Origin of the sequence: Streptomyces sp. 378 (assembly GCF_030124145.1) — a bacterium.
In the GTDB taxonomy this organism is placed as follows: domain Bacteria; phylum Actinomycetota; class Actinomycetes; order Streptomycetales; family Streptomycetaceae; genus Streptomyces.
This window is the reverse complement of sequence record NZ_JASKMS010000022.1, coordinates 77638-98417: the sequence shown is the minus strand read 5'-3', so window position 1 is coordinate 98417 and position 20780 is coordinate 77638. Positions and strand designations below refer to the sequence as shown.

16 protein-coding genes are annotated in these 20780 nt (G+C 71.7%); 4 read left to right on the top strand and 12 right to left on the bottom strand.

The features are described from left to right. Positions 1 to 180: 180 nt before the first annotated feature. Positions 181 to 408, top strand: a complete 228-nt coding sequence (locus QNO09_RS26890; protein ID WP_283972830.1) for a DUF7455 domain-containing protein — start codon at positions 181 to 183, stop codon at positions 406 to 408. Between the two features lie 120 nt (positions 409 to 528). Here the strand turns inward: QNO09_RS26890 and QNO09_RS26885 are convergent, their stop codons facing one another. The 8 genes from QNO09_RS26885 to QNO09_RS26850 all read right to left on the bottom strand — a co-directional run bounded on the left by QNO09_RS26885 (position 529) and on the right by QNO09_RS26850 (position 12073). Continuing rightward, positions 529 to 1377, bottom strand: coding sequence for a S1 family serine peptidase (locus QNO09_RS26885; protein ID WP_283972829.1), 849 nt, complete (start codon positions 1375 to 1377; stop codon positions 529 to 531). 139 nt (positions 1378 to 1516) lie between these two features. After that, positions 1517 to 3058, bottom strand: coding sequence for an RNA polymerase sigma factor (locus tag QNO09_RS26880; protein WP_283972828.1), 1542 nt, complete (start codon positions 3056 to 3058; stop codon positions 1517 to 1519). Positions 3059 to 3485: 427 nt separating this feature from the next. Further along, positions 3486 to 4373: a FadR/GntR family transcriptional regulator gene (locus QNO09_RS26875; RefSeq protein WP_283972827.1), complete on the bottom strand. Its 888-nt coding sequence runs from the start codon at positions 4371 to 4373 to the stop codon at positions 3486 to 3488. 161 nt (positions 4374 to 4534) lie between these two features. Beyond that, on the bottom strand, positions 4535 to 6604 hold the full coding sequence (locus QNO09_RS26870; RefSeq protein ID WP_283972826.1) for an ABC transporter ATP-binding protein: 2070 nt from the start codon (positions 6602 to 6604) through the stop codon (positions 4535 to 4537). A gap of 134 nt (positions 6605 to 6738) precedes the next feature. After that, complete coding sequence (locus tag QNO09_RS26865; RefSeq protein WP_283972825.1) at positions 6739 to 7497, bottom strand: NUDIX hydrolase; 759 nt, start codon at positions 7495 to 7497, stop codon at positions 6739 to 6741. Between the two features lie 129 nt (positions 7498 to 7626). Continuing rightward, the gene (locus QNO09_RS26860) at positions 7627 to 9546 is read right to left on the bottom strand and encodes a glycogen debranching N-terminal domain-containing protein (protein ID WP_283972824.1); all 1920 of its coding nucleotides are present in this window, start codon (positions 9544 to 9546) and stop codon (positions 7627 to 7629) included. Between the two features lie 623 nt (positions 9547 to 10169). After that, on the bottom strand, positions 10170 to 10601 hold the full coding sequence (locus QNO09_RS26855) for a hypothetical protein (RefSeq protein ID WP_283972823.1): 432 nt from the start codon (positions 10599 to 10601) through the stop codon (positions 10170 to 10172). Next, positions 10598 to 12073: a DUF4192 domain-containing protein gene (locus QNO09_RS26850; protein WP_283972822.1), complete on the bottom strand. Its 1476-nt coding sequence runs from the start codon at positions 12071 to 12073 to the stop codon at positions 10598 to 10600. The genes QNO09_RS26855 and QNO09_RS26850 overlap by 4 nt, the downstream gene beginning before the upstream one ends. A 141-nt stretch (positions 12074 to 12214) precedes the next feature. On the opposite strand from QNO09_RS26850, the gene QNO09_RS26845 reads away from it, so the two are divergent. Both QNO09_RS26845 and QNO09_RS26840 read left to right on the top strand, forming a co-directional pair. Beyond that, positions 12215 to 14380 (top strand): RecQ family ATP-dependent DNA helicase, encoded by a 2166-nt coding sequence (locus QNO09_RS26845; protein ID WP_283972821.1) that lies wholly within the window; start codon positions 12215 to 12217, stop codon positions 14378 to 14380. Positions 14381 to 14692: 312 nt separating this feature from the next. Beyond that, positions 14693 to 15304 (top strand): hypothetical protein, encoded by a 612-nt coding sequence (locus QNO09_RS26840; protein ID WP_283972820.1) that lies wholly within the window; start codon positions 14693 to 14695, stop codon positions 15302 to 15304. A 321-nt stretch (positions 15305 to 15625) separates the two neighbouring features. Here the strand turns inward: QNO09_RS26840 and QNO09_RS26835 are convergent, their stop codons facing one another. The 3 genes from QNO09_RS26835 to QNO09_RS26825 all read right to left on the bottom strand — a co-directional run bounded on the left by QNO09_RS26835 (position 15626) and on the right by QNO09_RS26825 (position 17773). Then, a complete protein-coding gene (locus QNO09_RS26835) occupies positions 15626 to 16255 on the bottom strand; it encodes a hypothetical protein (protein WP_283972819.1) in 630 nt (209 codons plus the stop codon). Between the two features lie 68 nt (positions 16256 to 16323). Beyond that, positions 16324 to 17025: a ribonuclease HII gene (rnhB, locus tag QNO09_RS26830; protein WP_283972818.1), complete on the bottom strand. Its 702-nt coding sequence runs from the start codon at positions 17023 to 17025 to the stop codon at positions 16324 to 16326. Between the two features lie 127 nt (positions 17026 to 17152). Continuing rightward, entirely contained in the window at positions 17153 to 17773 is a 621-nt protein-coding gene (locus QNO09_RS26825) for a TetR/AcrR family transcriptional regulator (protein ID WP_283972817.1), read from the bottom strand. Between the two features lie 186 nt (positions 17774 to 17959). On the opposite strand from QNO09_RS26825, the gene QNO09_RS26820 reads away from it, so the two are divergent. Further along, complete coding sequence (locus tag QNO09_RS26820; RefSeq protein WP_283972816.1) at positions 17960 to 19507, top strand: MFS transporter; 1548 nt, start codon at positions 17960 to 17962, stop codon at positions 19505 to 19507. Positions 19508 to 19867: 360 nt separating this feature from the next. Here the strand turns inward: QNO09_RS26820 and QNO09_RS26815 are convergent, their stop codons facing one another. Further along, positions 19868 to 20773 (bottom strand): ADP-ribosylglycohydrolase family protein, encoded by a 906-nt coding sequence (locus QNO09_RS26815; protein WP_283972815.1) that lies wholly within the window; start codon positions 20771 to 20773, stop codon positions 19868 to 19870. Positions 20774 to 20780: the final 7 nt, after the last annotated feature.

The window sequence follows — 20780 nt, the reverse complement described above, 5'->3', positions numbered from 1 at the left end:
GATACGACGCGAAGCCCCGTAAGACACATAGACACGCAATACGGCACATTCGCCGCCAACCGGCAGCAGACAGCCGCCTCGCAAAGATTCTTTCGAGGAAAAGCCACGAGCGGGAACGTTTTGGGGCTGGTTGGATGTTGACCCTGGTACGACAGCTCGTCGAGCTAGAGAAGAGGCGACGTGACTACTGTTCTGACCCCCGCGAGCCAGCTGACGGCCGCTGATCGCTGCGACCGCTGCGGCGCCCAGGCGTACCTGCGCGTCGTCCTGGTCAGCGGCGGCGAACTGCTCTTCTGCGCCCACCACGGTCGCAAGTTCGAGCCGGAACTCAAGAAGATCGCCGCTGAGATACAGGACGAGACGGAGCGGCTCACGTCCGCTCCCGCGACTGCCGAAGAAGAGCGCTGACACCTCGCGTCCGACGACGAGCCAGCCCGGCACAGGCCGGTGAACGGGCGGTTGCCTCTGGTCACCAGAGGCAACCGCCCGTCCTCATCCCCGAGCCGGCACCGGGCTTCGTCGGACGCCTCACCTACCTTCCGAAGCCCGTGTCCAGCCGAGCGTCCGCATGATGTCGGACACGCGCGTGTACACCCCGGGGCTGCCGGCCCGGCCGCAGCCGACCCCCCAGGACACGAGCCCGATCAACCGCCCCTGGGCGATCAGCGGCCCGCCGCTGTCTCCCTGGCAGGCGTCCCGGCCTCCCTCGGCCTCCCCGGCGCACAACATGCCGGTGGCGTCGTAGGTGCCGTCGGCACCGCCTGGATACGCCTCCTCACAGAGAGCGTCGGGGAGTACGCGCACGCGTGCCGCCCGCAGACCGCTCGGATAGTCGCCGGCGCCCGAGGTGTCGCCCCACCCGTACACTGTTGCGGCCCCACCCGCCGCATAGGCGGGGTCGCCGTCGGCCGCCATGGGGATGACCGAGTCGCCGGGAAGCGGTTCCGCCAGGGTGAGCACCGCGAAGTCCCCGGCGTTGGTGACTCCGTCATAGGCGGGGTTCACCCAGGTGCTGCGCACGGCGATCTCCCGGCCTCCGGTGCCCGTCTGCAGATCCGTGCGCCCCGCTATGACCCCGAGGTCCCGCACTCGCTCCGGCGGCCCACCGAGCACGCCCTCGTCCAGGCAGTGGGCCGCGGTGAGCACCGTGGTCGGCCCGACCACCGCGCCGCCGCAGAACTGCCCCGCGCGCATACCCCCGAACCGGTCACGACTGGACAGGGCCACCGTCCACGGGCTCTGGGACGCCTCGACGGGGAAACCCCCTATGACCACGCTGTCGGCAGCCACAGGGGCACTGGAGCCCATCGATATGGCGGGCACCGCGGCTGCCAGGGCCAGCGGCAGGATCAGAGCTCGTGCCAGTCGGCGACGCATACGCACTCCTCACTCCGTGATGTTCGTGGGACACCCAGAGTGATCCACCCCGCAGGACCCCGCACCCGCTGCTGGACGGCACCACGAAGGCCCGGCCCCCCTCGGGGGGAACCGGGCCTTGCGTGTCGTGGGACCGCGCTCAGTCGAGGTAGTCGCGCAGCACCTGCGAACGGGACGGGTGGCGCAGCTTCGACATGGTCTTGGACTCGATCTGGCGGATCCGCTCACGCGTGACGCCGTAGACCTTGCCGATCTCGTCGAGGGTCTTCGGCTGACCGTCGGTGAGACCGAAGCGCATCGAGACGACGCCCGCCTCGCGCTCGGAGAGGGTGTCCAGGACGGAGTGCAGCTGCTCCTGCAGGAGTGTGAAGCTGACCGCGTCGGCCGGGACGACCGCCTCGGAGTCCTCGATGAGGTCACCGAACTCGCTGTCGCCGTCCTCGCCGAGCGGGGTGTGCAGCGAGATGGGCTCGCGGCCGTACTTCTGGACCTCGATGACCTTCTCCGGGGTCATGTCGAGTTCCTTGGCCAGCTCCTCCGGGGTGGGCTCGCGGCCCAGGTCCTGGAGCATCTGGCGCTGCACGCGCGCGAGCTTGTTGATGACCTCGACCATGTGCACCGGGATACGGATGGTGCGGGCCTGGTCGGCCATGGCACGGGTGATCGCCTGACGGATCCACCAGGTGGCGTACGTGGAGAACTTGTAGCCCTTGGTGTAGTCGAACTTCTCGACCGCGCGGATCAGACCGAGGTTGCCCTCCTGAATGAGGTCCAGGAAGAGCATGCCGCGGCCGGTGTAGCGCTTGGCCAGGGAGACCACCAGACGGAGGTTGGCCTCCAGCAGGTGGTTCTTGGCGCGGCGGCCGTCCTCGGCGATGATCTCCAGCTCGCGCTTGAGCTTCGGAGCCAGCTTGTCGGCGTTGGACAGCTTGTCCTCGGCGAACAGACCCGCCTCGATGCGCTTGGCGAGCTCGACCTCCTGCTCCGCGTTGAGCAGGGGGACCTTGCCGATCTGCTTGAGGTAGTCCTTGACCGGGTCGGCGGTGGCACCGGCGGCGGCGACCTGCTGGGCGGGCGCGTCGTCCTCGTCCTCGTCGGAGAGCACGAAGCCGGCGTTCTCGGCGGGGGCCTCGGGCTCCTCACCGGCCTTGCCGGGGGCCGCCTCCTCGAGCACCTCCTCCTCGACGATCTCGGCGTCGTCCTTCTTGGCGCTGGTCTTCTTGGCCGCCGTCTTCTTGGCGACGGTCTTCTTCGCGGTCGCCTTCTTGGCGGTCGTCTTCTTGGCAGCCGCCTTCTTGGCGGGCTCCTCCTCCTCGACGGCGGGCTCGGAGGCGGGTGCCGCCGGCGTGGCAGTGGCGGTGGCCTTCCGGGTGGTCACCGCCTTGGCCGCGACCGTCTTGGTGGCGGTGCGCTTGGCGGGACTCTTCGCTGCGACGCTCTTTCGGGTGCGCTTGGGCTCTGCGGCACTGACCATCAGCGTCACACCCTCTTCCTCGAGGATCTGGTTGAGGCTGCGCAGTACGTTCTTCCACTGAGTGGCCGGAATCTGGTCAGCTTCGAAGGCCCGACGCACGTCATCGCCGGCGATCTGCCCCTCAGCCTTTCCCCGCTCAATGAGCGCCATGACAGAGACGGACTCGGCGATCTCCGGCGGGAGCGTACGGGATGTGCTGGCCGACACGAACAACCTCTCGGAACGTTGGAAAACGGCTTCCGGCCCCGTCCACAGAGGACCGGAGCCGACCGCCGGCTTGGGGATGGGCCGACGGCGCGGGCGGGGGCCGGGAAGATGCACAGCGCCGTGAACGGCGTCCGTATTCCCTCCGCGGCTGTCACCTCTTAGGTCATCGCGTTCTTCCCGCGAGCGTTACGCCCAATCCGCGTGGCCCGAGTCACACCCCGTAAGCGAACAAAAAAGGTCAGACGCGGACAGATGGGGTCACATGTGGTAGCGATCCGGCCGTCTCGCCGGGCCCTGAGCCCCTCGCGCCGTCGGACCCCGCAGGATCACGAGGATCCCACGGGGTCCGACGGGAGGCGGATCACCGATCAGGCACTGCCACAGGAGGGGGGTGGCACACCCGGCCGCGCCGCCCGCGGAACGGGTCTCAGTGCTCGCGCGGCGCGGGCACGACCCGTTCCACCTCGGGATGGACCATGAGAAGTTGACGCATGGCCGCTTCGGCCGCCCCTCCGTCGCCGGTGGCGAGGGCGTCACAGATGCGGCCGTGATGCGCCAGCGAGGCCTCGTTCGGCCGGTCACAGCCCGTGACCGGGTTGCCCGAGACCTGAAGGGCCGCGGACACGATCCCGGAGAGATGCTCCAGCATGCGGTTGCCCGCGACCTGGATGAGGAGCGAGTGGAACTCGGAATCGGCGCGGGAGAAGGTGAGCGCATCACCCTGGGCCATGGTGTGTCCCATGATCTCCACCATGTCCGCCAGACGCTGCTGGACATCCTCGCGCCCGTGCCCGGCGGCGAGGCGGGCGGCGAGCGGCTCGATCGTCCACCGCAGCTCGCTCAGCTCGCGGCGCTGGTCGTCGCGCTGTGGCCCGAAGGCCCGCCACTCGATGATGTCCGGGTCGAGGAGGTTCCAGTCACTGACGGGGCGCACACGCGTGCCGACGTTCGGGCGGGCGCTCACCAACCCCTTGGCCTCCAGGACGCGGAGCGACTCGCGGACGACGGTGCGGGAGACCTCGAAACGCTGGCCGATCTCCTCGGGCACCAGCGGGCGGTCGGCGCCCAGGTCGCCGGAGACGATCATCTGACCCAGCTGCTGGACGAGTTGGCCGTGCAGCCCGCGCCCGCGGCTGCCCGCGGCACGTCGGCCCACACGGCCCAGCTCGGGGTCCGCACCCTCCCAGGCAGGGATCCCGACGCGGTCGACGGCGGGCGCCTCGGCGTACGGGTAGCGGTCGAGTTCGCCCGGGCTCGAGAGGCCGGAGTCAGCGGAGCGGGCGGCGGTCATCATGGTGTGCGCAAGGGTACTCACGCATCCTTTGTCGGCGTCGTCTCCAACTCCCTTGAGGTCTTTGGTGAAAAGCACACGAAAGGGTGATCGCTCACCCCGTCGCAATTGACGCCTTATCGGAAAGAAATGGGCGGTCTGCGGGGAGTTGTGCGCATGGCCGGACTAAGGGTTACGGACAGTCGTCACCGGAACCTGCCACGCAACGTGGTGAGGAGATACGCGCAGAGCAGCGCGGTCAGCGACAACGTCAGCGCACCGCCGACCGGTTGGGAGATCACCGCCAGAGCGGCCTCCAGGTAGCGCTCTCCACCGAAGGGCCATCGCGGTAGGAAGACCTCGCGCAGCCGCATGGGGAGTCCGGCCGCGGTTCGCACGGACGGTCCCTCCACGAGCCTGTGCACGACGGGCACGACGAGGAGGGGAACGGCCGCCACGGCGGCGAGCCCGGCGGTGGTGGACCGGAAGACACCCGCGGCCAGTACGCCGGCCCAGGCGCAGCCGACCACGAGCCCGATCCAACTCGCACTCAGCGGCAACCAGTCCGCGGGAACCTGGGCGAGCTCCCGTCCGTAGACGAGATAGAGCACTTCGGCGTCGCAGCCGACGGTGAGGGCGGCCAGCACCAGCGCGGTGGCCGAGGAGACGAGCAGTTTGGCGGCCAGCAGCCCCAGTCGGCGGGGCACTGTGCCGCGATCCGCGGCCAGGGCGGGGTGGCGGAACTCGTCACCGAAGGCCAGCGCGCCGAGCAGTCCCGCGCCCAGCGCCGCGGGCGGCAGGGGCAGCTCGCGCGGCCACGCGGCCAGGAGGCGCGGCTGCGGGGTGTGCCCGATGCGCGCGAGCACCACGGCGGTCACCGCGGACACGACGAGCACGACGGCCCCGGTCAGGAACCCGGTGCCGATCCCGGCGGCACGGCGGATCTCGTACCGGAGGGGGCGAAGAGGGCTGGGGGCGGGGCGGACGGAGATGGGGGGTGGCAGCGGGGGCAGTGCGTCGAGTGTGCGAGGCGTGCGGGCGCCGGTGACGTGAGGTGCCCGCGGCGGGGAGGGTGCCGTATCCGCCGGGGGAACCTTGGTCATGCGGTTGCCCTGGGAGGCGTCCAAGAGCTCGGCGGCGGCCGGCGGCTGCCCCGAGGAGGGCGGCGTCCCGTCCATGACCGGCTCCGGTAGGTCTGAGAGGGACCGCGGTTCAAGCGTGGGGTGCGGTTCGGTCGCGCCCGCTGCCGCAGGGTCCGTGACGGCCGACCTCGACGGGTCGAGAGACAGCGCCTCTTCTCCGGGCCGGAGCGCGAAGGCCGTCCGTCGCGTGTCAGTTGCGTGCTCCGGCTCGGCAAGAGTTCGGTCACCCGGCCCGCTCGCCCGATCGAGGCCCGCGCCGGGACCCATGTCCCCGATCTCATCGGCGAGTTGGTGGACCACGATGCCGTGGCGGAAGGCGATCTCGCCGATGTCCGCGCAGGTACCGCCGTACACGGACAGGCGATTGCCGCCCTCGTGGACGACTTCGAGGGAGCGCTGCGAGGTGCGCGCCTGTTTGGCCAGGAGAGCAGCCAGACGGGCCGCGTGCGGGCTGCGTACGGCGACCCGGGGGCGCAGGCGGGTGCGCGAGAACTCCGCGACCTCCTGGTCGGCCACGAGCCTGCCCTGTTCCAGGGTGACGACGCGGTCGGCGGTCCGCGCGGCCCCCTTGGGGGCGGCCGTGGTGAACAGGACCGTGCCACCCTGAGCGGCGTGGGCGCGCAACATGCCGTGCAGCCACGCGCTCTCGCGCGCGCAGAGCCCGTCGGCCGGGTCGTCGAGAACGAGGGTGTGCGGGTCGGCCAGGAGGACGCAGGCCAGTCCGAGGCGGCGGTCCATGCCCCGGGAGAGGGCGCCGAGGCGCTCGTCGCGCAGGCTCACGAGCCCGACCGCCTCGAGGACTTCGTCGGCACGCCGGGCCGGAACCCCCGCGGCGGCGCACAGCATGCGCAGATGACCGCGGACCGTGCGGGCGGGATGTCCGGGCACATTACCCAGCAGCACACCGACCTCGCGCGAGGGATGGGCGATGCGGTGCAGCGGGCGGCCCCGGAAGTGGGTGATGCCGCGACCCTGTTGGAGCTCGAGCATGAGTCTGAGAACCGTCGTCTTACCGGCGCCCGGTGCTCCGAGCAGCGCGGTGATGCGACCCGCCCGCGCCTCGAAGGAGACGTCGTCGGCTGCGGGCGGTAGCTCTTTGCGGGGATTACTGGTCAGTCCGAAGGCCTGGATCACCCACAGCAAGATAGCGCGCTATGTCCGATTTTCCGGGCATCCCGAGGCCTCCCCGGGGCGGGACGGTCACCTCTTGCCGGGCTGTGACCTGGTCGGGTTCCGGGCCCGGCGAGGGCATGCGCCCGGGCTGCCGCTCAGACCTCGGGGCGCAGCATCGGAGGGTTGAGCAGCGTCGCGCCTCCCGCGCGGAAGAGCTGGGCCGGGCGTCCGCCCTGGCGCGTGGTCGTCCCGCCCGTGGGAACGAGGAAGCCGGGTGTACCCGTCACCTTGCGGTGGAAGTTGCGCGGGTCCAGTGCGACGCCCCACACCGCCTCATAGACCCGGCGCAGTTCCCCAACGGTGAACTCGGGCGGGCAGAAGGCGGTGGCCAGCGACGAGTACTCGATCTTGGAGCGGGCGCGCTCCACCCCGTCCGCGAGGATCTGCGCGTGGTCGAAGGCGAGCGGCGCGACCGGCTCGGCGTCACGCCCGTAACCGCCCTGCCGCAGCAGCTCCTCGACCGGAGCCCAGCGCGCGTTGCTGGCGTCTCCGCCGGCCCTGGGTGCCGGCAGGTCGGGGGCGAGGGCGAGATGGGCGACGCTGACGACCCGCATCCTGGGGTCCCGCTCGGGGTCGCCGTAGGTGGCCAGCTGCTCCAGGTGTGCGCCGTTGTCCTGGGCCGGGGCGGACGGGTCGTGGACGCGCAGTCCGGTCTCCTCGGCCAGCTCGCGTGCCGCGGCCTGAGCCAGGTCCTCGTCGGCCCGTACGAAGCCGCCGGGCAGCGCCCAGCGTCCCTGGAACGGCGGTTCGCCCCTGCGTACCGCCAGCGCGCACAGGGCGTGGCGGCGCACGGTCAGCACGACCAGGTCCACGGTGACGGCGAAGGGCGGAAACGCTGACGGGTCGTAGGGCATGCGGCGATCATAGTCGTCTGCCTGACGATAAACACTCCCTTCACCGCTCACATCGCTTACTGATCCACTTCGGTCGGCTATGAGCTCCGCTGTCCTTCCCTTGGTCCTGAAGCGGCACGTCGTCGAAGGTCATACACCCAGTTGCAGTCCGTCGGCCGCCTCCTCGACCATGGCGAGCCCCAGGCGGCTGACCCGCACGGAGAACGGGGCGCCCGCCACGCGCAGTCCGGTGAAACCGACCTCGCCGAGGGGTGCTCCGCGCACGGGGCGCAGCGTGACCGTCCCTGCCGGGGCGTCGGGGCGGATGCCGACGAGGGTGGTCAGCAGCAGGACTCCACCCGCCGCCGCTGTCGCCGCGGGGCGGCAGGCCGCCGGATGTGGCAGTGGAGCGCTCCCCTCAGGGCGCTGCTCCCCCGCGTACATCTCGGGCAGCCGGTGGGTGAAGCTCTCGGCGGCCGCGAGTACGCCGCGCAGCAGCGAGCCGGCCTCCTTCTCGTAGCCGGCGGCGGCCAGTCCCGCCACGGCGAGCGCTGTCTCCTGGATCCGGACGGCTCCCGCCCGGTGGCCGAACGGATTGAAGCCCGGCTCCTTCGCGCCCAGTCCGCGCAGGCCCCACCCCGAGTCCATGACCGGGCTGCCGAGCAGCCGGGCGAGGTTCTCGGTGCGGACCTTGTCGAGCAAACCCGGAGCTGATTCACCCCCGCCCAGCAGGCCCGTGTCGAGGAGGTGCACGGCGGCCGCGCCCAGGTGAGGCACCGGGCTGCCGTCCTGGGCTCGGGCTGCCGCGGGTCGGCCGCCTCCCCGGTCCTCGACCCAGAAGTCCTCGCGGAACGCGGTCCGTAGGGCCTGCGCCCACTGTCGGAGTGCCGCTCCTCCTGTCCGGCCGCAAGCGTCCAGCAGGTCGGCGCCGAGCAGGGCGGCGCGGTGGGCGTGAGCCTGTGTCTCGCAGCGGACGAGTCCGCCCGGGCTGGGGTCGCGCAGGTATGTGCCGTCGCCCACGGCGTTCCGCAGCCAGGCCAGACAGTGCTCGGCGGCGGGCAGCAGCGCTTCCGTCTCCTGCTCGGGCAGGCCCCAACGGCGGGCCTCGGCGAGCAGGGCGGGGAAGAGCAGGGTGGCCTCCGTACCGGTGCACTGCGGCGGAAGGTGCGGCCCGGCGTCCCTTCTGGGACCGGGGATCATTCCGGCCTGTGCCCCTGGGCCGGCGAGTTGGGTCCGGGCGAGGATCCGCAGCGTTCCAGCGGCGAGGCCGGTGCCCAGCGGCAGCACCATGCGGGCGGCGACGAGTGCGTCGGCAGGGGCGAGACCGCAGCGCCAGGGTGCCCCGGCCGCGAGGTGGGTGTCGGCAGGATGCGCGGAGTCACGCAGGAGAAGGGCCTGGAGGTCCTCGATGCTCGTTCGCAGGAGGGCCGGGACTCTGGGGTCGTCGCCCTCCGCGCAGGCCGCGGCGAGGGGGCTGGTCGCCGCCCGGCCCACGGCTCTCAGAGGCCCCGCGCCGTCCGGCCGCACTCTCAGTTCCACGGTTCTGCTGCCGCCGGGCGGCAGGTCCAGCTCCCATCGCAGCAGCCCGGCCGAGGCCAGGGCGTCCAGGGGAGACGGTTCTGCCGTGACGGACGCGTTGCCGGCCGCGCAGGACCAGCGCAGTCCGGAGCCGTGGACACTGGCCGGCAGCTCGGGCCCGGCGTTGCCGGAGGCGATCGCCCCGAGGTCGGCCAGGTCAGTGCCCAGGACGATCTCCACCGGCAGCCGGAGCGGGCGCGGAACCGCGCTGTGCAGGGTGATCCGCTCCGTGCCGTCCGCGAAGCGGTTGCGTTCCACGATCACGTCCGGATCCGGGCCGGCCTGCGAGGACGTACGCAGCGTGCCCACGAACCTGGCGCGGTCGGCGGAGGCCATCCGGGCCTGCACCGCGAGCGGCTCTCGTCCGGCCACGCGGATCTCGCACCGCGAGAGCACGCGCCGGCCGCCACGGTAGAACCCCTCCAGTCCACGGCCGGTCATCTGGCCTTCCTCGGTGGAGATGGCGAGGCCGGGGAGGGCGACACCGATCATCACGGTGTGGGCGGGTGGCAGGTCGGCGGACCAGCGCAGCCCGGGGACCGTCGCGCCACGGGGAGGGGGCGCAGTCGTATGCCCCGTCGGGGACGGAGCCCGCCCCTGAGCGAAGGGTGCTGAGGTCGGGCCGTACCCGGGACCCGCACCGGGGCGACGACTCTGGCCCGCCCATCGGGGAGATGATCGTCCCGGGCCCGATGGCGACGCCCGGCTCGAGTCGGGGCCGGGGGGTGTGAGCGGGTTCTGGGTGCTGGCGGGGAATCCGGACCCGGAACCGTCACCCCGTGCCGCTGGTCGCGGAGGGGCGGCCCCGCCCGTCGGTGGGGCTCCGGTGCCGGGCGGGCCGAGGCCTGATCCTTGGGGCGGCGCAGACCCGCCCTGGGGGCGGCGGTCGGCGGAGGGCGGAGTCGGCTGGTGCATGGGAAAGCTCCCTCTGCGCTCTGTGTGCCTCTTCGTGTTCGGGCGCCGGTGCCGGTGCCTGTGCCGGAGGCCTCCGACGGGGCAGGGGCGGGGCGGCGTCGCAGCCTGTCCAGCCGTTCCGCCACTCAGGTGAACGGCGTGAGCGTCCTCCGAGTCACGCCCGACCGGTCCCCTGCGCCTCGACGCTGCCCTCTGGAGGCTCATTCCTCGCCGCCCGTGCCGTGTCCGGGCCGCGTGCCCTCCTGGTCCGTGCCCTCGCGGGACACGGCCGCCTTCTTCGGCACACGCGCTCGTGTGCCGCCCGGGCGGACGCTGTCGGGCCGGGCCGCATTCGCCGGAGCCGGACGGCCCGGGCGCGCACCGGTTTCGGTGGCACCGGCAGGGCGCGTCAGGTCCGCCGGTGTGCGCCGACGGGAAGTCCGTGCGGCCAGGTCACGGTCCTTTGCGCCGGTGCCGCTGATCGCGGCGCGGCTGGTGCCGCTGGTGTTGGCGATGCCGGTCGTGCCCGTCGTGCCCGTCGTGCCCGTCGTGCCCGTCGTGCCCGTCGTGCCGGTGGGACAGAAGCGGCGGCGACGGCGTGACGGCACGGCTGCCGATGCGCGCTCGCCGCTCGGCTCGGACTCAGTCGTCACCGCACCCGGCGAGAGTCCGTCGCACGGATCGAACGCGGTCGGGCTGGGGTCGAGCCCGCTGTCCGTTCGGGCTTGTCCCTCGGCTCGGACTCGGTCGTCACCGCTGCCCCTGGGCGCTGGCCGGCCGGAGGCCTGACGTCCGGCGCCGCGGCAGTGCCGCGCCCGGCGGGATCGTCAGCGTCCGCCGGGGCATTCGAGAGCTCGGCCACCGCGTGCCCACGGCCCTTGCGCTCCGCCCGCAGACAACTGCGGATGGACTCCGGGTCGAGACCCTCGTTGCAGGCCTGGTGCAGGAGACGGGCGAAGAGGTAGTCGGGATCGGCACCCAGGGCCATGGCGAGGGCTTCCCGGGCCTCCAGTTCATCGCCGGTGGACCAGGCGACCCAGCCGACCAGAGTGAGCGGCGCCGCGGCATGTTCGCCGTAGGACCCGACGCAGCGGCGGGCAAGCGTCCGCCAGAGGCGAAGGGCGCGTGCGGCTTCGTCGCCCTCCATCCACTCGGCCGCGCGGTCGCGGGTCGCGCGGTCCTGGAGACCGAGGATCAGCCGGGCGGCCTCGTCATGTCCGAGCAGTTCGTCGTCACGCAGGTCCGCCAGGAGCGTTCCGGAGACAGGCTGTGCGTCGGCGAAGCGGTCCAGGATCCTGCCGGCCAGGTTCAGCGTCTCGTCGGCCACGGCGGCGCGGCCCACGTCGTCGAGGATCTTCGGCACCAGAGACATGCTGGCGGTGTCCAGGGCAGCCTCCTGCTCCAGGGCCGCGGCGCTCTCCCAGGGAAGCAGCCTGGCCCGGAGCTCCCGCAGGGTGCCGCGTACCTGGATACCGGCGTAGGTGGCCGCTGCGGCCAGCACGGAGGTGCCGGGCAGACCCATGAGTGCTCCCTCGGGAGAGCAGCATGCCGCGTTGTCGCAGCAGTACGACCAATAGCGGCCCTCCGAGATGCACAGGGCCTCGACCACCACCACGTCCAGGGAGCCACACTCGACACGCAGCCTCTGGGCCAACGGCCTCAGGCGCTCCATCACCTGGCGGCCGGTCTCGCCCTTCTCCGGTTCCTGGCACAGGAAGGCGACCATCGACTCCGGGCGGGCTCCGCGGCACTCGCTGCCCCTCACGAGGCCGTGGGACAGTTGCCGTGCTGCGGACTGCCAGTCGTCCGCGTTCGCCGGGATACCCAGCCGGGCCCGGCCTCCGAACCGCCCTCGTCCGTCCCTGTCGTGCAGAGCGACCAGGACGATGCTGTCCTCGGGGCGGTAGCCGAGGAGATACGGCAGGGCGTCGGCGAGTTCGGCCGGGGTGCGCAGGGTGACCTGGTGCTCGCCGCCGTGACTGTCGTAGGCGGGCCCGGGGGTATGCGGCCCGGACGCGTCGCTTCCCGTGTTCTTCTGCGCACCGGGCTGGCGCCCGCTTCGCGCCTCGGGCCCGGTGATGTCACCGTTGTCAGGGGATCCGGTCGTTTCGCTGTGGTTCGTCATGCGACGACGATCTCGCGGAACCCAAACCTCCGGTTGGCCCTGTGGATAAGTCCGATCAGGGACACGTCACCCAAGGCCGGTGTATCCCCAGCTCTCGGTACGCCGCTCCGGATGTCGGTGCCGTCCTGTTGTATGGGACGCATGGAGCACACGAGCAACGCGGAACTGCGGGCGGCTGCTGACGCGGTCCTCACCCGTCTCGTCGGGGACGTCTCGGGGGAGGTCCGGCTGCGCGAGGACCAGTGGCGGGCGATCCAGGCGCTGGTCGCCGACAGACGCCGCGCCCTCGTGGTCCAGCGCACGGGCTGGGGAAAGTCCGCGGTGTACTTCGTGGCGACCTCGCTGCTGCGGGCGCGGGGCAGCGGTCCGACCGTGATCGTGTCCCCGCTGCTCGCGCTCATGCGGAACCAGGTCGAGGCGGCGGCCCGGGCCGGCATCCGGGCCCGGACCATCAACTCCTCCAACACCGAGGAGTGGGACACCGTCCAGGACGAGATCGCCGCGGGCGAGGTGGACGTCCTGCTGGTGAGTCCCGAACGGCTCAACAACCCGGACTTCCGGGACCAGGTGCTTCCCCGCCTCGCGGCCGCCACCGGGCTCCTGGTGGTGGACGAAGCGCACTGCATCTCCGACTGGGGCCACGACTTCCGGCCGGACTACCGCCGTCTGCGGACGATGCTCGCCGAGCTCCCGCCCGGTGTGCCGGTGCTCGCGACCACCGCCACGGCCAACGCTCGCGTGACGGCCGACGTCGCGGAACAGCTCGGCACCGGCGGCGGCTCGGACGCCCTTGTGCTGCGGGGCCCGCTGGACCGGGACAGCCTGAGCCTGAGCGTCCTGCGGCTGCCGGACGCCGCCCACCGGATGGCCTGGCTCGCCGAGCACCTCGACGACCTGCCGGGGTCCGGAATCATCTACACCCTCACCGTGGCCGCCGCCGAGGAGGTCACCGCTTTCCTCCGGCAGCGCGGGCACACGGTCGCGTCGTACACGGGCAAGACGGAGAACGCCGATCGTCAGCAGGCCGAGGAGGACCTTCTCGCCAACAAGGTGAAGGCACTGGTGGCCACCTCCGCCCTCGGCATGGGCTTCGACAAGCCCGACCTGGGCTTCGTGGTGCACCTGGGGTCGCCCTCCTCCCCCATCGCCTACTACCAGCAGGTGGGCCGCGCGGGGCGCGGTGTGGAACACGCCGAGGTGCTCCTGCTCCCGGGCAAGGAGGACGAGGCGATCTGGAAGTACTTCGCGTCGCTCGCCTTCCCGTCCGAAGACCTGGTGCGCCGCACGCTCGACGCCCTCGCGCACACGGAGAAGCCGTTGTCGCTGCCTGCCCTGGAACCTCTGGTGGAGCTGCGCCGCTCCCGTCTCGAGACCATGCTCAAGGTTCTCGACGTGGACGGGGCGGTGAAGCGGGTCAAGGGCGGCTGGATCGCGACCGGACAGCCGTGGTCGTACGACGCCGAGCGGTACGCGTGGGTGGCGCGTCAGCGTGAGGCCGAGCAGCAGGCCATGCGCGCGTACGCGTCGACGACCGACTGCCGTATGGAGTTCCTGCAGCGCCAGCTGGACGACGAGGCCGCCAAGCCGTGCGGTCGCTGCGACAATTGCGCCGGCCCGCGTTTCGCCGCCGACACGTCCGAGGAGGCGCTCGACGCCGCGCGCGTGGACCTGGGCCGGGCGGGTGTCGAGGTGGAGCCCCGGCGGATGTGGCCCACCGGCCTGCCGGCGATCGGATTGGACCTCAAGGGACGCATCCCGGCCAGTGAACAGGCCGCGTCCGGACGGGCGTTGGGGCGCCTTTCGGACATCGGCTGGGGCAATCGGCTGCGGCCCATGCTGTCGCCCCAGGCCCCCGACGGGCCCGTGCCCGACGACGTGGCGCAGGCCGTGGTGGGGGTGCTGGCCGACTGGGCGAAAGGCCCCGGCGGCTGGGCCCCGGGAGCGCCGGAGGCCCAGCCGCGTCCGGTCGGCGTCGTCACGGTCGCCTCACGCACGCGACCGCAGCTGATCAACTCCCTGGCGGCGCGCGTCGCGGAGATCGGCCGGCTGCCGCTGCTGGGCGCCGTCGAATACACCGGCGACGCCCACCCGGGGTCCCGGAGCAACAGCGCCCAGCGGCTGAAGGCACTCGACGGCGCCCTGACGGTGCCGCCGGCCCTCGCGTCCGCCCTCGTCGAAGCACAGGGTCCGGTCCTCCTGCTGGACGACTACACGGAGACCGGCTGGACCCTGGCGGTCGCGGCCCGCATGCTCCGACGCTCCGGTGCGCAGGCGGTGTTGCCGCTGGTACTGGCCGTGCAGGGCTGACGGCTCATCCGGCATCGGGCGACTGCACCGGCGCACACCTCTGGACGCCGCGGGCCCCCATGACGTACGAACGTGTCGTGCTCGAACGCCCCATGGGTGGTCCGGCGACACAGACGGTGGGGATATTAGCCGCGCATCATCTGATAACGGTCGGCTGCCTCAATTGCTCGTTGCCGCATTCAAGTTCGACAGGAAGAATTGAGGTCCGCTCCCGCACGGCTCGTCCGCCGCTTTGGCAGGGCTTCGCTGCGGTGCGCGCTCCCAGGAATCCGACCCCGCCCGCAGTGTGGGCGCGTAGCCGAAGGGAGGACCGTGACCTTCGGATTCGCTCCGGCCTCGGCAGCGGCGTCGACATCCGCCGCTGCCGCCAACCGCTTGCTCGAACCCGCGGAATGGGCCGCCGCCGGGATCCCACTCCTGCGCAACCCCCGCGAGATCGTCAGTGGACTGCACGCCCGGCACCACCCGCAGCCGGCGACCGCTGTCGTGGCCGTGCTCGACCCTGACGAGCGGCTGTGCGCGAGCGCCTCGTTCGTGCGCCGTTCGGCCCCGGCCGACGGCTGGATGTTCCGCAATGCGCTGCTCGCACAGCTGCGCCGGGTCATACCGCACGATCTGCGCCGCCGCACGCCGGTCCGCACCGCGGTGCTGCTCTACTGCCGTGAGGGCGACGCGCGTTGGACGGAGGAGGACGGCGCGTGGATGTGGGGGCTGCGCGACGCGTGCACCCTGCACGGGCTGCGCTGCGGGGCGTACATCACACTGACCCGTGACGGCTGGCAGGTCCTCGGGGAAGGACGCGGCGGACGCCGCCCTCACTCGGCCTCGGCACCTGAGCCGTTCGCCACGTCGGAGGCGCCGCCACCCATACCCCGCACCGGCGGCGCCTCCGAGGTACTGCGCCGCGCAGCGGCAGCACGCTGAGCTGAGTCCCGGACACACCCGTGCCGCCGTAGCGGCGGCGCGCTGAGTCCCGGACACACCCGTTCCGCACAGGCCCCGGACCACGCCCCGGCCCATCAGGATCCCGGGCGGACAGCCGGAGAAGAGCACACCGCACCGCCCCGGCCGGGCCGCAGGCACGGCAGTCCGCCATCGCCACGGAAGTGTCGGCGAAGCCGGGGAAGCCTTCGCGCAACCTGGGCTTCGCGTCCTCCGGGCAGCGCGACGCACCCGTCGTACGAAACCGCGCCAGCGGCTCCTGAAGTGAGCGCCCTGGCACCCTGCCGGGTGCTACGGCACGGCTCAGACGCCCGCGCCGAGCACCGAGTTGATCCGCTGCGGGTCGCCGCAGACGATCAGCAGGGCGCCTGCCCGGGAGTGGGCCAGGGACAGCGCGCTCACGGCTGCGGCCTCGGGGCCGCCGTTGACGGCCACCACGACCACCGGTCGTGACGCGGCGCGGGCCGCGATTCCGGCGTCCGTGCAGAAGACGTCGTCACCGGCGTCGTGCTGGGCCCAGTAGGAGGTTTCACCGAAGGACAGCTCGTGGGCGGCCCACGGGTGCTGCTCCCCGGTCGTGATCACCAGGATGTCGCCGGGTGCACGACCGGAGTCCAGCAGCAGGTCCACGGCCTCCTCGGCGGCGTCGAGAGCGCCTTCCACGGAGGCCGGGATCAGCTGGATCTGCGGGGTGACCGGAGCCGCGGCACCGGGTGCGGGACCCGACGGAGCGGGCTTGGTGGCCACCTCGCGCGGCGTACGTTGCACCGGCGGCGCAGGCCGGAGAGGGCCGGGACGACCGGGACGCGACGAAGCCGCGGGGCGGGGGCCGGGTACAGGACGGGGGGTCGGCGCGGTGCGGCCACTGGCCGGAGTAGCGCGGGGACCCTGGGCGCTCTCGTGAATCTGAGGCTCCTCGGGAATGAGAGGCATGAGTTGATATTTATCAAACGTTAGTACGGCCCGCGATAGCGGGTGGCGCATGCGTGCGAACGAAACCGTCAGAAATCGAAGCCGAGCTGACCCTCGATTTCCGGAACGCTTCCGTCCACCCAGGTGCGGACCTTCTTGAGGTGCCGCCACTGGGGCAGCGCATCAAGATACGCCCACGACAACCGGTGGTAGGGGGTGGGGCCCCGCTCCGCCAGTGCGGCCTTATGCACGGGGGATGGATACCCGGCGTTGTCCGCAAAACCGAAGTCTGCATGGTCGATACCCAGTTCGGCCATCATTTTGTCGCGCTGCACCTTGGCGATCACCGAGGCCGCGGCGACCGCCACGCAGGACTGATCACCCTTGATCACCGTACGGACCCGCCAGGGGGCACCGAGGTAGTCGTGCTTGCCGTCGAGGATGACCGCGTCCGGACGGACCGGGAGGGCGTCCAGCGCCCGCCCCGCCGCGAGCCGCAGCGCGGCCGTCATCCCCAGAGCGTCTATCTCCTCCGGCGAGGCATGCCCCAAGGCGAACGACGTCACCCAGGTCCGCAGTTCCTCGGCGAGGACGGTGCGTCGCTTGACGGTGAGCAGCTTCGAGTCCGTGAGCCCCTCGGGCGGCCGGCGCAGTCCGGTGATCGCCGCGCAGACGGTGACGGGGCCGGCCCAAGCGCCACGCCCCACCTCGTCGACACCTGCAACGATCTTCGCTCCGGTCGTGGCTCGAAGGGAGCGCTCGACTGTGTGAGTAGGCGGTTCGTACGGCATGGCGCCCCTAGATTACGCCGCCCGAATCCGCCCGCGACACCCCGGTCCGCCCCGGCGGCGTCGCGCCCCTCGCAGGCCCCCGCCGAGCGCCCGCCCGACGAAGGGCCCGACACCCCCGGCCTGAGCGTCAGGCGCCGTCGGCCCGCAACAGCGGAACCATCAACTGGTCGATCATTTCCTCGACTTCATGATCCTCCCATTCACAGCCGCACATCTTGGAGCGGTACATCATCATCGCCGGTACGGCGTCGAAGACATAGCCGTTCGCAGCCTCGGGACGCACCTCGCCTCGCTTGATCCCGCGCTCGACAACCTCCCGGAGCATCTTCATGGCGGGCTCCACGACTCCCTCGAAGATCACACCGTGGAAGCGTTCGGCCTGCGCCGTGTCGCATTCGTGAATCACTGAGCGAAGCGCCGAACCCGGGCGCGAGAACATGGCGTCACGCGCCCGCAGACACAGCGCCAACAGGTCCTCCCGCACTCCTCCTTCGTCCGGGGCCGCGTCGAACCGCGGCAGCCCGGCACGCAGGGCGTCGGCGACCAGATCCTCCTTGGACGGCCAGCGCCGGTAGACCGCCGCCTTGCCGGTCTGGGCACCGGCGGCGACACCCTCCATCGTCAGGCCGCTCCAGCCGACCGTGCTGAGTTGCTCGAGCGCGGCCTCGAGGATCGCGCGTTCGAGTACCGCGCCGCGTCGGCGGGCGGCCGTCTGAGCGGGAGCATCCGCCCAGCTGCGGGTAACCATCTGACTCTCTCCAACGAGCAGAGCAAGCGGGCATTGCGGGGGTGGAAGCGCGCCGGACGGCCACACAGGGGGACGTGCCGAACGACGGCGCCGTAAGTGAACGCTTGCGTTCCCTGTCGCGGACTCACTACCGTTGACGCGGCAGTGAACGCCAGCGTTCACTAACACACTCGTGGGGGACTCATCGTGACAACCTCTCCATTGCTCCAAGATCGGAAGCCAGGCGCGGCACGCCGGGAGGGACGCCCCGGCATCGCGCTCACCGTCATCGCGGCCTGTCAGCTCATGGTGGTGCTCGACGCGACGATTGTGAACATCGCACTCCCGCACATTCAAGACGCGCTCGCGTTCAGCACCACCGACCTCACCTGGGTCGTCAGCTCCTACACACTCACCTTCGGCGGCCTGCTGCTCCTCGGCGGCCGCGCCGGTGACATCCTCGGACGGCGCCGGGTCTTCATGACCGGCATCCTGCTGTTCACCTTCGCCTCGCTGCTCGGCGGGCTCGCCCAGGAGCCCTGGCAGTTGCTGGCCGCCCGGGTTCTGCAGGGCGTGGGAGGTGCGATCGCCTCGCCCACCTCGCTGGCGCTCATCACCACCACGTTCCCCGAGGGCCCGGAACGCAACCGGGCCTTCGGCGTCTTCGCCACGGTCTCCGCGGGCGGTGGTGCCATCGGCCTGCTCGCCGGCGGCATGCTCACGGAGTGGCTCGACTGGCGCTGGGTGCTCTTCGTGAACGTGCCGATCGGCGTGCTGATAGCCGTGCTCACTCCGCTCTACATCAGCGAGTCCGAACGGCACACCGGCCGCTTCGACATCGCGGGTGCGGTGACCTCGACCGCAGGCATGGCGTCCCTGGTCTACGGCTTCATCCGCGCGGCTGACGAGGGGTGGCGGGACAGCCTCACCATCGGGTCCTTCGTCGCCGCGGTGGTGCTGCTGCTGGCGTTCGCGCTCATCGAGTCCCGGGCCAAGGAGCCGATCACCCCGCTGCGGTTGTTCGCCGACCGCAATCGCTCGGGCACGTACGTGATCATGTTGAGCCTGGCCGCGGCGATGTTCGGCATGTTCTTCTACATCGTCCTGTTCGTGCAGAACGTGCTCGGCTACAGCCCGATCGAAGCGGGACTCGCCTTCCTTCCGGTCACGGTCGTGATCGCACTCGGCGCGGGCCTGTCGCAGCGGTTCCTGCCGGTGCTGGGCCCCAAGCCCTTCATGCTCGTGGGCTCCGCGCTCGCGATGATCGGGCTGGCCTGGCAGGCGCTCATCAGCTCCGACAGTTCGTACGTCGGAGGGATCCTCGGCCCGATGCTGGTGTTCGGCTTCGGCATGGGGCTGAACTTCGTGACGCTGACCCTCACCGCCGTCTCGGGGGTCGCACCGCACGAGGCGGGCGCGGCGTCCGGGTTGCTCAATACGACACAGCAGGTGGGTGGAGCGCTGGGTCTGTCCATCCTGACGACCGTCTTCGGCACGGCGTCCAAGGACGAGGCGGAGAAGCAGCTTCCGCGGTTCATGGCCGAGGGGTCCGCGGCGCAGAAGGCGGAGTTCGCCAAGACGCAGCAACTGCCCGCGCCCTGGGGGCACGAGGTGCTGGCCCAGGGCATCTCGACGGCGTTCATCCCGGCTGCCGCGATGGCCGTGCTCGCCCTGGCCACGGCCTGGTGGGTGATCCGAGTCCGCAAGAGCGATCTGGAAGCACTCTCCGGCTCGGCCGGACCGGGGCTCGGCTGACACAAGAGCACCGCGAACCGGCTCGGCGGCGGGTGTGGCAGCGGCCCCAGCGGCCCGTCCGCGGTCGTCGGGCCGGTTCGCGACGGACGGACGCCGGACGGGGCGCGCACCGGGGACGGACGACTCGGGCAGCGCTCCGGCCGTCCGCATGCGGCCCCCGCGCTGTGCGACAGCGCCCCACCAGCGGATGAAAACAGCCGGCAGAACCTCCATGACCACCCCCCTCAGCACGCCGACACGGACCTCCGGCCTGTGCCGGGCCTGGCGGCTCGCACAGCGGATGTCGGGACAACGAGCGGCCGGTCACGGAGAGTTCCCGAGGTGTACGGAGAGTTTCCAGCGGGGCGAACGTCCCGGCCGTCAGGCGGAGGCGGGCACCCAGTCCGGGAGGGGTTCCGTCCGCTCCATCCACTCGGCGGGCGGTGCCCCCGCCTTCCCCGACGCGATCACGCCGCCGACGATGGCGCAGGTGGTGTCGACGTCCCCGCCGACCTGGGCGGTCGTCCAGAACGCCTGCTCGTAGTCGCCGAGGCTTCGGGCTGCCGACCACAGGGCGAAGGGCACGGTGTCGTGGGCGGTCGTACGCCGTCCGCACCCCAGTACCGCCGCGACCGTGCCCGGGTCGCCGTAGTCGAGCATGTCACGGGCACGGCGCAAGCCCGCACCCACGGCGCTCTTCGGCACCAGGTCGATGACCCCGTCGAGGAGGGCTTCGGCGCCGGGCGGTCCGTCGGGCGCGGCGGCGAACGCGGCGGCCGCGGCGACGGCCATGGCCCCGACGACGGCCTCGCGGTGCTGGTGGGTGGTGTAGGCCGAGATCTCCGCCTGGTGGGTGGCCTGCTCGGGGTCGTCCGCGTACCAGGCGCCCAGCGGGGCGATCCGCATCGCCGCGCCGTTGCCCCAGGACCCCTGGCCGTTGAAGAGCGCGGCGGCGAGTTCCCGCCAGTCGCCGCCCTCCCGGACGAGCCGCAGCATGCGATTGACCGCGGGGCCGTACCCCCGGTCGAAGTCGTGGTGCTCGGCGAAGGAGTGGGCCAGGGCGTCCTGGTCGATGCGGTGGTGGACGGCCAGGACGGCGACGACCGAGCCGGCCATCTCCGTGTCGTCCGTCCACTGCCACGGCCCGGAGGGCACCTCGCGGCGCTTCAGCAGCGGATAGTTCACCGGCACGAAGTACTGGGAGCCCAGGGCGTCCCCGACGGACAGTCCGCGCAGGGAGGCCAGGGCGCGCTCCAGGCGCACGTCGGGGGAGGAGTCAGCGGTCATCGCCCTG

Bases quoted from the DNA above. Each gene is read 5' to 3' on its own strand.
- QNO09_RS26850 (WP_283972822.1), bottom strand. From the start codon at position 12,073: ATGACGAACCACAGCGAAACGACCGGATCCCCTGACAACGGTGACATC.
- QNO09_RS26825 (WP_283972817.1), bottom strand. From the start codon at position 17,773: ATGGTTACCCGCAGCTGGGCGGATGCTCCCGCTCAGACGGCCGCCCGC.
- QNO09_RS26815 (WP_283972815.1), bottom strand. From the start codon at position 20,773: ATGACCGCTGACTCCTCCCCCGACGTGCGCCTGGAGCGCGCCCTGGCC.
- QNO09_RS26860 (WP_283972824.1), bottom strand. From the start codon at position 9,546: ATGATCGGTGTCGCCCTCCCCGGCCTCGCCATCTCCACCGAGGAAGGC.
- QNO09_RS26845 (WP_283972821.1), top strand. From the start codon at position 12,215: ATGGAGCACACGAGCAACGCGGAACTGCGGGCGGCTGCTGACGCGGTC.
- QNO09_RS26835 (WP_283972819.1), bottom strand. From the start codon at position 16,255: ATGCCTCTCATTCCCGAGGAGCCTCAGATTCACGAGAGCGCCCAGGGT.
- QNO09_RS26865 (WP_283972825.1), bottom strand. From the start codon at position 7,497: ATGCCCTACGACCCGTCAGCGTTTCCGCCCTTCGCCGTCACCGTGGAC.
- QNO09_RS26885 (WP_283972829.1), bottom strand. From the start codon at position 1,377: ATGCGTCGCCGACTGGCACGAGCTCTGATCCTGCCGCTGGCCCTGGCA.
- rnhB (WP_283972818.1), bottom strand. From the start codon at position 17,025: ATGCCGTACGAACCGCCTACTCACACAGTCGAGCGCTCCCTTCGAGCC.